Raw genomic sequence first — 15,508 nt, forward strand, 5'->3', positions numbered from 1 at the left:
TCAATCGAGGCTAATCACTCAAAGCCTTTTACACCAAAACCATTTTTTTTGTACAATAGCGCCAGATTCAATTGAGTTATTCGTATGAGTACGCAAAACCCTCCCAAGAAAAAGGCTTTAGTTAATTTGCCTTTTCCGATTAAAAAAGCTGAAGATAATGCTTCGGATGAAATCTTTGAAGATATGCGTCCAAAACCTCAGCGTTATGCTGACCGTACTTGGATGCCACCACGCGGTACACGTCGTTCGATGGGTAAGCGTTAAGAGATTTAAATAAAAAAGCCATGATTAAAACCATGGCTTTTTTATTGCAAATTATTGATGTTAATTGCGTATTTCAGACTGAATTCTTCGGTCTTTATTGAGATAATACTTTTTCTTCTGACGATACATGTCCAAATCGGCACGTTTAAGCATATCGTCCATCCGCTCATTCAGCTCATTGGTGGCAGAACCAATCGAGATACTCATCGGTTGATTAGAATAAAATTGGTTATCGACCAATAACAACTCATTCAAACTTTGTAAGCAGTTTTGCAGCGCTGCATCATCTGCACCAGGTAATAGAATGACAAATTCATCACCGCCAATGCGCGAAGCAGAATAGGCGTATGCTGAATAAGTTGGTTTAAAATGTTGCCCAGACGTCTGAGGATACTGTCACCAGCATCATGCCCAATACTGTCATTGAGTTCTTTTAGTCCATTTAAATCAATAAAAATACAAGAAACAGGACGTAATTGATTGCGTTCGAGACGATTGAGTTCTGCGATATAAAATGAACGGTTATAGAGCTTGGTCAGAACGTCATGCTTACCTAAATATTCAAGATAATTTTCAGCCTTTTTACGTGCGGTAATATCAGTCAGCGCAACCTGCACAGTGCTCCAGTCATCGAGATAATCGGGAAATACGGTAAATTGCAATAAGACATGGCGAATACTGCCATCAAGTGCATAATTTACGGCTTCACGTTGATGATGTAGATTGCCATTCCAAAGTTCAATCAACTGTTCTTTAAAGGTTTGCAGCATTTCTTTGGTAAAAACTTTATGTACATTTTTGAGCAATATTTCTTTGTTCGGAGCGCCAAATAAATCAAGCGTGGCTTGATTGACGTCAACGATCAGTATTTCTTTAATGCACTCTTGTACAAAATCGGGATGAACATCCAAAAAAGTGACAAAGTCTTCAATTTCTAAAGCGCGTAGCTGATCTAATTTGATTTTAATCCGGCTAAAATCTTCGACCCAAAGTGAGGTTGGAGAATAATGAAAACGCGCTTCTGCCAAATGACGACTTTGTTCTTGTAAACGGCAAGCTTCAGTATAAGAGGTGATATCTTCAGTCGTAATTAAAACGGCAGATAAATCCTGCTCATGACTCGGTAGCACGATGCCTTTGAGTTGAATGTCTAGGCGTTGTCCATTGAGCGTATAGTTCACGGCAGAATGGGAAAAATGTGTTTCACCATTCCATAATGCAACCAATTCTCTAATGTGTGTTTGACACATCTCCGCCTGAAAAACTAAATCAAGGTTTTGACATAAATGTTCAAAGTCACGTGCTTGATAAAGTTCCAACGTTTTTGCGTTGACCTGTAAGAGTTTTATTTTTCTCGCACATTGCAGAATACGTGATTCATCTTGTTGAAGAAAAGTGGAGAGATCCTGCACACCTTGCTGACGCCAGAGATCAAATTGTTTTTTGACTTCACTGTAATCTTCAAGCCACATGGCAATGGGGGATAGCTCAAAAAAAGGAGAATCTAGCATGTCTATTTTATGTGCTCGTCATTCTTTATGATAATGTCAGCAAGTAGTATAAGACGAAAAAAATGATATTAAAATAATGTGATATGTAAAATAAGTTTTATTTTTAATGTGACTTAAGTCGCTAAAAACCATTAGTCAACCGTAGAAAAAAAGCCAATATGGACATTGGCTTTTTGGGTGTTTCAAATGTGGTAAAAAGAGCCTTTAGCGGCTGGCTTTACGGGCTTTATTTTCAGGCTTTGGTGCAGCAATTTCACGTTCAGCTTTCCAAACATCGATGAAATCTTTTTCATTGATATTGTACAGTTCAAGTAGGGCTAAAATAACGCCGCCAAACATCATCGGGCCTTCAGAATTACTTTGAAACTCAAATATTTTCCCATTCAGGGCATGCAAAATATCTTCAATTTCAAAAATACGGTCACGACCATTACTGTCTGTCGGGTACATTTGGGTATTCAGGACAATTTTCGCAAGACTTTTTTCATTATCGGTTAAGGCTAGCACATCAACCAATTCATCTGTTGAAGGTGCGAAAATAACCGAATCTCGATAAATCGTATGTAAAAGTTTCGAGGTCAGTTTTGGTAATGCTTTTTCAACGAATGGACGGAAAGAAATCGGGAAAATCACATTGCTTGAAATGCCCTTAAACATTGGGGCAATTTCTTCAACTTTATAGCCAGCGACACCACAACCGATCGAAGTAATGAAGTATTTAGTCTTCGGATGATTCTTGGTATAGATTTTAAAATCATCGACATAGTGTTGAATTTGCGACAATGGCATTTGTTGTAAATGCTCATTCATGGTTGGAATAGCAAAACTTTGACCTGCCCATCCACGACCAATACCATTCATTGCACCAAAATGCTCTAGTGCGGTACGCGCTGCACCGCCAGCATGTTGACCTGCCATATTGCTGCCAAAAACAAAAATGGTATCTTCAGCTAAGTTTTTAACAATACTTTCGTCATGATATTGGTAAGTCATAAAGTTTGATCTGTGGCGTCCTTTTGTTCATGTTGCAGGTGAAATTTAGCTAGGTCAAGTATCTATCTGGGTTAAATGAACGCTTTATCTATGAGTTTTTTAGCCTAAAGAGTTTCTTCGAAAAAAATTGGCACAATCAGGCGCTTTATATTTTTTGAAGTTGATGACAAAGTATAGAAACACATACTCAGTAAAGTTTCTTCTGTCTGTAAGAGACTTTGGCTTTTTACATAAATTTAGCGTTGTTTTGTGCAACTTTGCCCTCATAATAAAGCCCTATAAAAACTGTTGAAGAAGAGTGTGATGCAGGAACAGCCTTTTGAACTGGTAACACAATATCAGCCCGCAGGTGATCAGCCTCAAGCGATTGAGAAATTGGTCAAGGGGATTGAGAAAGGAATGCATGACCAGTTGCTCTTAGGGGTAACAGGTTCGGGTAAAACCTATACCATGGCAAATGTGATCGCTCGCACGCAACGTCCAACGATTATTATGGCGCATAACAAAACTTTGGCTGCGCAGCTTTATGGTGAGTTTAAAGCCTTCTTTCCGCATAATGCTGTGGAATATTTCGTCAGTTATTATGACTATTATCAGCCCGAAGCCTATGTGCCATCTTCAGATACCTTTATTGAAAAAGACTCATCGATTAATGATCACATTGACCAAATGCGTCTTTCGGCAACCCGAGCATTATTAGAACGACGTGATGCAATTATTGTAGCGTCGGTTTCTGCCATTTATGGTCTGGGTGACCCGAATGCCTATATGAGTATGCTTTTGCATATTGTGGAAGGGGATCGAATCAGCCGTGATGACATCATCCGTCGGCTGGTGGAAATGCAATACACCCGCAATGAACTCGAATTCCTACGCGGCACATACCGTATCCGTGGTGAAATTATTGATATTTTCCCTGCGGAATCGGATCAAAATGCCATTCGTATCGAATTGTTTGATGACGAAGTTGATTCAGTTCGATGGTTTGATCCCTTGACGGGCAAGTTGGTCCGTAAAGTGCCACGTATTACGATTTATCCAAAGAGCCATTATGTGACGCCTAAAGATAATTTACAGCGTGCAATTGGGACTATTCGTGAAGAACTCACAGACCGACTGGGGTTCTTTCGTGCAAATGATAAATTACTCGAAGCTCAACGTATCGAACAGCGCACACGTTATGACTTAGAGATGATGCAGCAGCTTGGCTATACCAACGGTATTGAAAACTACTCACGGCACTTGTCAGGTCGACCATCAGGTGAAGCACCACCGACTTTGTTTGATTATGTACCTGATGATGCCTTATTGATCATCGATGAATCGCACGTTACCGTACCGCAAATTGGGGCTATGTATAAAGGTGACCGTTCACGTAAAGAAAATTTGGTCAATTACGGTTTTCGTTTACCAAGTGCGCTTGATAACCGCCCAATGAAATTTGAAGAATGGGAGCGGATTATTCCTTCGACCATTTATGTCAGTGCAACGCCTGCACATTATGAAATGGAAAAGTCTGAACAAGTCGTTGAGCAAGTGGTTCGACCCACAGGTTTGGTCGACCCTGAAATTGAAATTCGTCCAGTGTTAACGCAAGTGGATGATGTATTGTCAGAAATTAATAATCGTAAAAACTTAAATGAGCGTGTATTGGTTACGACATTAACCAAACGTATGGCAGAAGATTTAACTTCATATCTGAAAGAATATGGTATTAAGGTAGCTTATTTACATTCTGATATTGACACTGTTGAGCGCACTAAAATTATCCATGAATTGCGTTCGGGTGTATACGATGCAATTGTTGGGATTAACTTACTGCGCGAAGGCTTAGATATGCCAGAAGTGTCTCTAGTCGCCATTTTAGATGCAGACAAAGAAGGCTTCTTACGTTCTGAGCGTTCTTTGATTCAAACCATCGGTCGTGCAGCGCGTAACTTAAATGGTAAAGCGATTTTATATGCAGATCGTATGACCGACTCCATGCAAAAAGCCATTGATGAAACGGATCGTCGTCGTAATTTACAGATTGCATTTAACCTTGAGCATGGCATTACGCCACGCAGTGCAGTGCGTCAAAACGTCAATGATATTGATACTGGTGAAGTGCTGACAGATGATGAAATCGATGCAAAAATTTCAGATCAGTCCAAAGCATTAACTGCAGATGAACGTCATTTGATGTCTGATCCAAAACTTTTAGCAAAACATATGAACAAGCTGGAAAAAGAAATGCTGAAAGCATCGAAAGATTTGCAGTTTGAACAAGCTGCTCGATTACGCGATGAAATCTTGCGTTTAAAAGCACAGATGATTTCATAATTTTGTTAGACAAGATGCGGAATATTGTTTGAATGACATACATAATTCAGACAAGAAAATGATTTTTAGAGCAATTTTTTCCGCTAGAGTAAAAACACGAGAGAAAGAATTACTTAATGTTCATCGAATGTTTTGCATCGAAATGAGGCATAAAAATGACAACAACGAATCTTCCGAAAGCTGGTTTTAAACTCGCAAAAATTGCACTTGGTGCAGCAGTGTTAATTGGTTTGGGTGCAGCCACAATGGCCTATGCACAGACGAAACCGTTACAGACTGTGGAAAAAGTCGAGCTCGATCGTTATTTAGGTATGTGGTATGAAGTAGCTCGTAAGCCTATGGTTTTTCAAAAAAGCTGTGACCGTGATGTGATTGCGGTTTACACGCTAAATGAAAATGGCAACATTAATGTAAATAATCGCTGTGTATCTAAAGATGGTACCAAGAAGCAATCAATAGGCGAGGCATTTGTACAAAATGCACCGTTTAACACGAAATTAAAAGTTAGTTTCTTACCAGAAGCCATTCGTTGGTTGCCTGTGGGGCGTGGTGATTATTGGGTACTCAAAGCCGATGAAGACTATCAAACAGTTTTGGTGGGTGAGCCACGTCGTAAATATATGTGGGTTCTTTCTCGTTCGGCTCATCCAGATCAGGAAGTGATTCAGGAATATTTAAATTATGCGCAATCTGTTGGTTATGATTTATCAGATATTATTCATACCAAGCAGACAGTGAAACCTAAAACCTAAATATTTGAACAAATGCTAAAAAACCATGCCTGTGCATGGTTTTTTATTTGCTAGAATGTCTCTGCGAAAAGCTTGATTGATCAAGCAAAATATCAAATTTATGGTGTATTTTGGACTGGAGTGGAAGATGTATAAAGGCGTTGCATTGTCTGTATTGGCATCGGTCACTTTTGGTATTTTGTATTTCTTTACCATCTTTTTAAAACCTCTAGATAGCGAGCAAACTTTTGCATGGCGCATGTTGGCGACCTTGCCATTTTTAACCTTATTTATGTGGTGGATGAAAGATTTAAACAAAGTCAGTGAAATTTTTTGGCGTGTGGTCAAGCAACCGATCTTTCTCATTTGGTTAATCATTAGTTCATTTTTATGTACTACACAGCTTTGGTTGTTTTTGTGGGGACCAATTAATGGCCGAGGGCTAGAAGTATCTTTAGGGTATTTTCTATTGCCCTTAGTGATGGTTCTGGTTGGATGTGTACTGTATAAAGAAAAGCTGTCTAAATGGCAGATGGCTGCCGTGGCATTGGCAATTTTAGGGGTCGGCCACGAAATTTGGCGTATTGGCAGTATCGCGTGGGAAACTGTCTATGTCGCTGTGGCTTATCCGATTTATTTCTTTTTACGTCGTACCTTTAAAACCGATCATTTAGGTGGTTTTTGGTGGGATCTTTGCTTAATTTTGCCTGTAGCCTTTTATTTAGGATTTATTCATAGCGATAGTTTAGCGCTGATGTCGTTATTCCCGTATCTGATTTTGGCGGTTTTAGGACTGGGTTTTCTGAGTGCGCTTGGCTTAGGTAGCTATATGTTGGCGAGTCGTTATTTGCCATTTGTGATTTTTGGTTTGTTGAGTTATTTAGAACCCGTGTTGTTAGCTTTTGCATCCATCGCATTGGGGGAGCGAGTAGAAGCCGAAGAATGGCTGACCTATATTCCAATTTGGGGTGCGGTATTGTTATTAGTGATAGAAGGTGTCTTGCATCTGTTTAAACAAAAGCAAAATGAACGTGCGCTAGCAAAAAATGTAAAAGCGTTAAATGATCGAATCGATTCTTAGACTGAAAATGCTGGTACGATAAATTGATCAGTTTACAATTAATGCTTGCTGTTTTTTAATAAAATCTTAAACTTAGAAAACTAAAACACGCCATGATTCAATTTATTGTTTAGGAAGAACAGCATTGAATGATGGTGTACAAAAATATTTATTTTAGATAAAAATAAACTGAAATCGATAAAAGATCGATTAAAGAACCAAGATACAGGAAGCAGTCAGTGGTTGTCCCATTTCATCAAAGCGCTAAACTTTTACAGCTAGAGCCTGTGTTGGATCAGCATTGGCGGAGTATTGTATCTGAAGTATGCACTGATCTTGATCAATCCAATTTAGCACAGATACAGCAGGTGTTATCGCAAAAAGGTATTCGTTGGGAGTCTTCATCACAGTCGTATCAAAGAGATGCACCGATGAATTTGGGCATGCTGATGAAAGTACTAAAATATGATGTCATGCGTGAGCATGCACAGTATTTGGCAACACAGCTCGAAGAACTTCGAATATTGACAATGAGTAATCAAATTGCGCGAAAATTAGAAGAAAACCTACTCTATATCAATAAAATAGATGCAGAAGAAGATTTTGAATTACAGTATGAAAAAAACGTATTACATCGGCATTTCATTTTAAATGCCGCACAAATCATTCGTGAAATGGATTTGCTTGCGCCGAGTGATGCACGTGAACTCACTGCCCAGCAAGTCAAAATTTTCTTGATCGAAATTTTCTTAAAGTCACATCTATTGGGGCAAGTTTTTGATGCCACTATCCCAAAATCATCTGAGGTTTGGCAACATCCGATTTTTAAATATTATTTAAAGTGTGAACAAAAAACGCGATATTTACAAATTGTACAAACATCTGAGTTTATTTATATTTTGTCGCCTGATTTAGATTGGACGACGCAGTATTCAGCAACTCGGTTTTTATCGACAAAGCATAATGATGCCTTAGCAGACGAAATTTTTAATGGGGTGGCCATAGATTTAAATACTGCTTTAGAGAATCAGCAGATCGAACAATTAAAATTTCGAGTCTCAAAGTTGGCATCCATTGCAGGTTTTATACATTTAGATCTACAAAATTTAATGCAGCAATTACATACACGGTTAGATAAGCATCTACTTTTGATGCTGCATGTAGAGGATGCCACTCAACAATTGGCGACGGTTTTACCTGCTTTTGAGCAGCAGTTCGATGCATTGATTTTGAAGCCATTGCATCAGACTGTTCAATATCAACTGAATGAGCAGATACAGCATGACTTTGTATTTTTCTATAGCATGCAAATATCTCAGAAGCTCATCACGAGTCTAAACGTCTTAAGTAGCTGCCCGAAGTTTGAGGCGAGTTTGGAGTTAAAACGACTGCGACTTCAACTACAGGCTTGGCAGGTGCTTTTGTTGAAACGGCGGACGCACATTTTTCATGTTCAAAACGAAGATGAGTGGGAGTTACATCAACAGCAGTCACAGCAAATTCATACGGCGTTGAAAGCGCTCTTGCAGCCGAACGAGGATCAACAGAAAATCTTTGCTACAGAAGCAACTGTAGAAAATACGGGTGCCCATGGCGCGCATGTTGGATTTTCCAAACGCATGACGAAAACAGGGGATTATGAAAGCCTTGAAGCCGATACTTTAAAAGCGCAGCAGCAAAAAAAGCGCCAGACTTATATTCAGGTTTTAATGCTGCTGAAGGAACATGCGCCACAGCTCGTCAATCTTGATTTTGAGCCATGTGAAAATGCCTTAAAGGTGCAGTCTTTTAGTGATCGGAGATATTTTGCGATTAGTGCTGGAGAGAATGGTTTAAATGCACTACCGAAAATATTAGAGCTGAGTGTAAATTTCTTTGATTTTAATTTGGAAAAGTTTGCTGAGAATCTGAAAAATTAACAGAATTTTAAATATTGATCTGACTTTAAAACTAATGTTAGGCAGTAACATTAGAGGCGTAATTTGATTCAAATAAAAGAACGATACGCGGTAATGTTATCCGCAATTGTCTGATACAGTGTTACTTCTAATAAAAAATGTTTTTGCAATACTTTGAATAAATTGACGGTAGTGAACGAGTTTTGCGGTGAGGAGCATTGTCCGCAAGATGGTTTCCTTACGAAACGTTGTTTCTCATTTTGCCAAATGAGAAACAACGTTTCGTAAGAGTACCTCCAGCTGAAGGCTAAACCCTTTATTGAAACCTCAGATGTAAGACTCCGTCGAATATTCTTAAAAATCATTTAAAAATGTGAAATTATTATTACGAGCTTAACATCAGTAAAAATACAATAAATTGACCAAAATAAAAAACACCACAATTTGAAAAATATAAATATTCGTGCATCTTTGAGCTAAATATGCAGAGATCTGGTTGATAAAACTACATTTGAAATTTTGTGACAAAAATCTGCGAAAAAGCCAGTTTTTCAACTTTCGGCTATAAAATCATAATACTAATCATGATTATTTTGAAAATTGATAGTGAATATATAACAAAATAACCTTGTCGAAATCTGCTTTTAGATTCATTAATTTTCAGTTTTCCATTACAATTGTGGGGTTTTGAAATTTATGCTTAGATTTACAATTAATTAGAGGACGTATCTGTGAGCAAAGACACTATCGTTGCCCTACATGCAGAGCACCAAGGTCGCTGGAAAAACCGTGAAGAAATCGCGGAACGTATGATTGCCCTAGTGGGTCAGTTATATCGTGAAAAAAACATCGTAGCTACAGTATACGGTCGTTCTTTAATTAACCGTTCGGTTATCCAAATTCTTAAAGCGCATCGTCGTACTCGCGTACTTGACGTTGAACTTTCAGTTGTGAACACTTTCCCAATTCTTGAAGCTTTGGCAAAAATCGAAAACATCGGTACTGCTGAAATTGATCTTGGCAAACTTGCTGTTGAGTTCAAAGAAAAAGGCGGTGATGTTGACGCATTCGTTGCTGACGCTGTGAAATCACTTGAAGGCAATGCAACTAACGTTGAAAACCGTGATGTTGTTCTTTACGGTTTCGGTCGTATCGGTCGTATCCTTGCACGTTTGATGATCAGCCAATCTGGTCTAGGTCGTGGCCTTAACCTTAAAGCAATCGTTGTTCGTAAATCATCTGACGGTGACTTAGAAAAACGTGCGTCTTTGTTACGTCGTGACTCTATTCATGGTCCATTCGCAGGTACGATTTCTGTTGATGAAGAAAACGAAGCAATCATTGCTAACGGTAACTTCATCAAAGTGATCTATGCGTCTAACCCATCTGAAGTTGATTACACTGCTTACGGTATTAACAATGCACTTGTAATCGATAACACAGGTAAATGGCGTGATTCTGAAGGTCTTGCACAGCACCTTAAATGCGCTGGCGCTGCACGTGTAATTCTAACTGCACCTGGTAAAGGTGACATGAAGAACGTTGTATACGGTGTGAACCAAGCTGACATCCTTGATGAAGATACAATCATCTCTGCTGCAAGCTGTACAACAAACGCGATCACACCAACACTTAAAGTGTTAAATGACAAGTACACAGTGATCAATGGTCACGTTGAAACAGTTCACTCGTTCACAAACGACCAAAACTTGATCGACAACTACCATAAAGCTGACCGTCGTGGTCGTGCTGCTACTTTAAACATGGTAATCACTGAAACTGGTGCTGCTAAAGCGGTTGCGAAAGCACTTCCTGCACTGAAAGGCAAGTTGACTGGTAACTCTGTACGTGTTCCTACACCAAACGTATCTCTTGCAATTCTGAACCTGACTTTAGACAAAGAAGTTGATCGTGATGAAGTAAATGAATACATTCGCCAAATCTCAATCAATTCTAACCTTCAAGGTCAAATCGGTTATACAAACTCGACTGAAGTTGTATCTTCTGACTTTATCGGTTCTCGTACTGCAGGTGTATTCGACGCTCAAGCGACCATCACTTCAGGCAACCGTTTAACTTGCTACGTTTGGTATGATAACGAAGTAGGTTATAGCTGCCAGGTACTTCGCATTGCTGAACAAATGGGCGGCGTAAGCTATCCAAAAGTTCCTGCTGAAACAAATGCATAATTTGTAGAAGTCATCTAAAAAAAGAGCCTCTTTTGAGGCTCTTTTTTTATCTAAAGAGTATGGGTTAAAAACTTAAGGCATAGATGACGAATGGATTGATCATAAGCATCAAAAGTTCTTGTTTTTTCTGCCACTGTTAGATGAGTGTGAGTCGTTTATAATGAAAAGCTGACTAAAATGTTCAAGTTTTAAGTTAATGAAATTATTAAAGAATTAAATACAAAAAAATTGCAAACTGGTTTGTATAATGTGTTCAAAATGAGACTGTAAAAAATAAAAAGCAAAAGGAATTTAGTTTGCAAGCAAAGCACATGCTCAGTGGATTGGCATTTATTGTGTTTGCTGCACTCTGTGGTGTACTCATCGCCATTTGGGTGTTTAAGCACTTTAATATTTATATCCCACTAGAAAATCAAAACGTCAATATCGACCTACAAGAGCCATTACAAGCCGAAGTCAAAATTCATGATGCCTTGGATGTGGATGTGACAGGGCGGGTGAATGCTGAAATTCCGATACATGAAAATTTAAATATTCCCTTAACTCAAACGCTGACACCACGGGTGTATTTTGATAATCAAGTCCCGATCAAGACCACGATTCCAGTGCGTGAAACTTTGAAAGTGAATCAAAACCTTCCTGTGAATACCAAAGTGAAAGTCAGAGTCATGGGGCAGGATGTGACATTGCCACTCAAAGGTGATATCCCGATACAATTGGATATTTCAGTAAATATGAATGTGCCTTTGGAGCAAAAAGTACATTTAAAATTTGATGCGCCAGTCAAAACCGTGCTGAAAGAAAACCTGCATATTCCACTCAATGCAAATTTAAAAACCAACATTCCTATTGAAGGTAATTTGAATGTTCCAATTAAAACGGCATTGAAAGCGACAGTGGACGTACAAAATACGTTGCCCGTTCAAATTAAAAAGGGTGAATTGGTGATTCCACTAAAAACAATGCGACTCAATAGAGAGCATGCCAAAACTGAAGCGAAAGCTCAGGAGTAAGCCATGTGGATATTTCAATCGGCGAAGCGTATCATTTTGAGTTTTATCGCAGTTGCATTGTTGGTTGCGGTACTATTTTGGTTGTATTTAAATATTTATGCGTCGATGCAAGTACGTGCAAAAAATGCAGATATTCAATTGTCGCATTCACTACCCACCAAAATTTCCGTTGGCAATTATTTGCAAACGCAGTCCATCGGGACGTTGGATACGCAGATTGCTTTAGATCGGAAGCTGTAACTGCCCTTAAAGGGAAAATATCTGGCAGATTTGCAGTTTAGTGTAGAGGTTCCGATCTCAGTGGATATTGATTATTCCACCAATATTCAAATTAACCAGACGATGCCGCTTGAGGCGACCACAGATTTGGTGATTAAAAATAAACTTGTGCCGAAATTTCCCTTAAAAATGGACATTCCTGTCAAGTTAGATGTGCCTTTTCATTTGAAAAGAACCTATAACATTCCTATTCGAATTAATTTTAATGGCCCTGTGTATTTTGAGTTTAATGAAAAAGTTGATTTGCATGTGGTACATCAGTTTGCACCACAGCTAAAACTGAATGACCCGATGACCATGCGAAAAATTGCAACCTTTAATGCCACGATGTACAACGCAGAGCGTAATACCAAGGCAAATTTAGATATGAATATGGATTTGCCGATAAAAAATGTACATCCATAAGCATGATTCAACTCAAAAAAAGCCCGAATCAATTCGGGCTTTTTTGTGGGTTCAATCTTATTTTAAAGCAGCTTCAACAGCACTACGTAGAGAAGTAGTTGGGTGACCGAGTAACTGTTCCAAGTCCTTACGATCACTTTGCATCGCACCGTCAATGCTATTGATATCGGCATCGACGATCACATCTACAAGACCAGCAGGTAATCCAGCTTGTAATAGACCTTGTGTATAGTCTTCTGTAGTTAGATTTTGATAGTGAACATTTTGACCTGAAACTTGCTGTAGGGTTTCAGCAAGCTGTGCCAATGTGAAACTGTCTGAGCTTGCAAGTTCATAGGTTTTATTCTCATGACCAGAGCTTGTAAGTACTTTTGCAGCTGCTTCAGCATAGTCAGCACGGGTCGCTGCATTAATTTTCCCATCCTTTGCTGCACCAAATAAGGTACCTGTTTCCACCACATGTCCTGCAGCAGCAAGATAGTTTTCGACATACCAGTTATTTCGTAAGAAGGTATAGGTTAAACCACTAGCTTGAATCAGACTTTCTGTTTCACGATGTTCTTGAGATAAACCCAATGGTGACGTATCTGCACGTAACAGGCTGGTATAAGCAAGATATGGAACTTTCGCTTCTACTGCAGCATCAATTACGGCTTTGTGTTGTGGAGTACGCCGACCAATTTCATTGGCAGAAATGAGTAATAATTTATCGACACCTTGTAGTGCAGGAACAAGTGTATCTGGTTGATCATAGTCAAAATGACGAAGTTCGATGCCTTGAGCTTGTAGAGATGCTGCTTTTTCTGGTGATCGAACTAAAGCGATGATGTTTTCGGCCGCGGTTTCTTTCAATAAAAATTGAAGGACCAATTGGCCTAGTTGACCTGTTGCACCTGTAATTGCGATTTTCATATTTAAACCCTCTGATTGTTGAATCAATGATCTTGATGGTTGAATCTTAATCTGTTAACTTACTAAATGTAAGTACGTACCAAAAAGTAAGTTAGTGACTTTGAGGAAAGATTTAATGAACACATACGCTACAAGTAAATTATTAGGTCAAGTTTTATCCACGGACTGTCCATCTAGAGAAATATTGGAACATCTCACCAATAAATGGTCAGTATTAGTTTTGCGTTGTTTGACTGAAGGGGTACACCGTTTTAGTGAACTTAAGCAGCGGATCGAAGGGGTGAGCGAAAAGATGCTGGCTCAAACGCTGAAAATGCTCGAGCAAGATGGTTTTATCTTACGGACAGTCTATCCAGTCGTGCCACCCAAAGTTGAATATCAACTGACTTTAATGGGCTCACAGGCTGCAGAAAAGTTAATGCATCTGATTGGTTGGGTTGAACGAACATTGCCTGAAATTATTGAAGCCAAGGAAAATGCACGTAAATAGCTTTCAGAAATGGGGAGTGAAATTCGTTTGCTATTTATCAAAGCTATTTTGATGATGAGCTAAAGATTTTCGAGCGATGTGCGGATTTTCCTAAAAATTTGCATCAGCACCAAGATGAATGAAATTTATAGTATTGCTGAATAATATTGTTCGAGAAATTCTTTAAAATATGGCAGAATAAGCGGTTTTAAAGTTTTTAGAGGATTGGCAAACATGCGCTTTGTTGATGAAGCAGTCATTACCGTAGAGGCTGGCGACGGTGGCAATGGCGTAGCCAGTTTTCGCCGTGAAAAATTCGTACCATTTGGTGGTCCAGATGGTGGTGATGGTGGTCGTGGCGGTAACGTATACGTTCAAGCCGACAACGACACAAGTACCCTAGTAGATTATCGTTATACACGTAAATTCCGTGCAGAACGTGCTAAAAATGGTCGTGGAGCGAACTGCTCAGGCCGTGGCGGTGAAGATACCGTATTGCTCGTTCCAGTGGGCACAACAATTGTAGATACAGAATCTGGCGATATCATCGGCGACTTAGTGGCTGACGGTCAGCGTGTGTTAGTGGCAGCAGGTGGTGAAGGTGGTTTGGGTAATACTCACTTCAAATCTTCAACCAACCGTTCTCCACGTAAATGTACACACGGCTCAAAAGGCGAATATCGTGAAATTCGTCTTGAATTAAAAGTACTCGCAGACGTTGGTTTGTTGGGTATGCCAAATGCAGGTAAATCAACCTTTATCCGTGCAGTTTCAGCAGCAAAACCAAAAGTTGCAGATTATCCATTTACCACTATGGTGCCAAACCTAGGTGTGGTTGATGCCGATAGTCACCGCTCATTTGTAATGGCGGATATTCCGGGTCTAATCGAAGGTGCTGCAGAAGGTGCAGGTCTAGGTATTCGATTCCTGAAACACTTGGCACGTACACGTATTTTATTACACATCGTAGATGTTCAACCGATTGATGGTTCTGACCCTGCGTACAATGCAAAAGCAATTTTGGAAGAGTTGAAAAAATTCTCCCCAACGCTTTCAAAATTACCTGTTGTATTGGTACTCAATAAAGTAGACCAATTGGCGGCTGAAACGCGTGATGAATGGTGTGATCACATTCTCGAAGAGTTGCAGTGGAAAGGCCCTGTATTCAAAACTTCAGGTTTAACATTTGAAGGTACTAAAGACGTTGTGTACTACCTGATGGATCAAATTGAAGAACAGCGCGAACGCGAAACTGAAGATCCTGAATATGCTGCAGAAGTTAAAGCGTTCCGTGATCAGCTTGAAGTTGAAACACGTGAGCAAACGCTTGCTGCGAAAGAAGCATATCGTGAAATGCGTCGTCAACAACGTCTGGCAGGTCAAGGTGAAGACTTTGATGATGAATTTGAAGACGGTGATGATGAGGCAGAATCGTACTACGTACGTTAATTGCTGAATAAGT

Annotated in this window: 11 protein-coding genes and 2 pseudogenes; 10 read left to right on the forward strand and 3 right to left on the reverse strand. The window is 39.4% G+C overall.

Annotated elements, in window-relative coordinates; genetic code table 11:
- The first annotated feature begins 84 nt into the window (after positions 1–84).
- Positions 85–264, forward strand: a complete 180-nt coding sequence (locus tag FTT76_RS02670) for a hypothetical protein (protein ID WP_078190224.1) — start codon at positions 85–87, stop codon at positions 262–264.
- 60 nt (positions 265–324) lie between these two features.
- On the opposite strand, the pseudogene FTT76_RS02675 reads toward FTT76_RS02670, so the two are convergent.
- Together FTT76_RS02675 and FTT76_RS02680 are read right to left on the reverse strand one after the other, a co-directional pair.
- Positions 325–1,781, reverse strand: a pseudogene (locus FTT76_RS02675) (diguanylate cyclase domain-containing protein).
- Between the two features lie 198 nt (positions 1,782–1,979).
- Positions 1,980–2,768, reverse strand: coding sequence for a hypothetical protein (locus tag FTT76_RS02680; RefSeq protein WP_078190221.1), 789 nt, complete (start codon positions 2,766–2,768; stop codon positions 1,980–1,982).
- A 300-nt stretch (positions 2,769–3,068) separates the two neighbouring features.
- On the opposite strand from FTT76_RS02680, the gene uvrB reads away from it, so the two are divergent.
- The 7 genes and pseudogenes from uvrB (at position 3,069) to FTT76_RS02715 (ending at position 12,665) form a co-directional block, all read left to right on the forward strand.
- Positions 3,069–5,090 carry an excinuclease ABC subunit UvrB gene (gene uvrB, locus FTT76_RS02685; protein ID WP_180007681.1) on the forward strand — a complete coding sequence of 674 codons (2,022 nt, stop codon included), beginning with the start codon at positions 3,069–3,071 and terminating at the stop codon, positions 5,088–5,090.
- 155 nt (positions 5,091–5,245) lie between these two features.
- Positions 5,246–5,842, forward strand: coding sequence for a lipocalin family protein (locus FTT76_RS02690; protein ID WP_111885539.1), 597 nt, complete (start codon positions 5,246–5,248; stop codon positions 5,840–5,842).
- Positions 5,843–5,969: 127 nt separating this feature from the next.
- Complete coding sequence (gene rarD, locus FTT76_RS02695; RefSeq protein ID WP_078191878.1) at positions 5,970–6,902, forward strand: EamA family transporter RarD; 933 nt, start codon at positions 5,970–5,972, stop codon at positions 6,900–6,902.
- A 218-nt stretch (positions 6,903–7,120) separates the two neighbouring features.
- The gene (locus FTT76_RS02700) at positions 7,121–8,800 is read left to right on the forward strand and encodes a hypothetical protein (protein WP_180007682.1); all 1,680 of its coding nucleotides are present in this window, start codon (positions 7,121–7,123) and stop codon (positions 8,798–8,800) included.
- A gap of 710 nt (positions 8,801–9,510) precedes the next feature.
- Positions 9,511–10,968: a glyceraldehyde-3-phosphate dehydrogenase gene (locus tag FTT76_RS02705; protein ID WP_180007683.1), complete on the forward strand. Its 1,458-nt coding sequence runs from the start codon at positions 9,511–9,513 to the stop codon at positions 10,966–10,968.
- Between the two features lie 311 nt (positions 10,969–11,279).
- Positions 11,280–11,981, forward strand: coding sequence for an MFS transporter (locus tag FTT76_RS02710; RefSeq protein WP_218947574.1), 702 nt, complete (start codon positions 11,280–11,282; stop codon positions 11,979–11,981).
- A gap of 3 nt (positions 11,982–11,984) precedes the next feature.
- Positions 11,985–12,665 (forward strand): annotated as a pseudogene (locus FTT76_RS02715) (hypothetical protein).
- Between the two features lie 57 nt (positions 12,666–12,722).
- On the opposite strand, the gene FTT76_RS02720 reads toward FTT76_RS02715, so the two are convergent.
- Positions 12,723–13,577: an SDR family oxidoreductase gene (locus tag FTT76_RS02720; RefSeq protein WP_180007685.1), complete on the reverse strand. Its 855-nt coding sequence runs from the start codon at positions 13,575–13,577 to the stop codon at positions 12,723–12,725.
- Between the two features lie 115 nt (positions 13,578–13,692).
- Between FTT76_RS02720 and FTT76_RS02725 the strand changes: the two genes are divergently transcribed.
- Both FTT76_RS02725 and cgtA read left to right on the forward strand, forming a co-directional pair.
- Positions 13,693–14,067: a helix-turn-helix domain-containing protein gene (locus tag FTT76_RS02725; protein ID WP_078191873.1), complete on the forward strand. Its 375-nt coding sequence runs from the start codon at positions 13,693–13,695 to the stop codon at positions 14,065–14,067.
- A 213-nt stretch (positions 14,068–14,280) separates the two neighbouring features.
- On the forward strand, positions 14,281–15,495 hold the full coding sequence (cgtA, locus tag FTT76_RS02730; RefSeq protein ID WP_180007686.1) for an Obg family GTPase CgtA: 1,215 nt from the start codon (positions 14,281–14,283) through the stop codon (positions 15,493–15,495).
- Positions 15,496–15,508 lie beyond the last annotated feature (13 nt).

Source organism: Acinetobacter sp. YH01009 (assembly GCF_013420765.1).
GTDB lineage: Bacteria > Pseudomonadota > Gammaproteobacteria > Pseudomonadales > Moraxellaceae > Acinetobacter > Acinetobacter amyesii.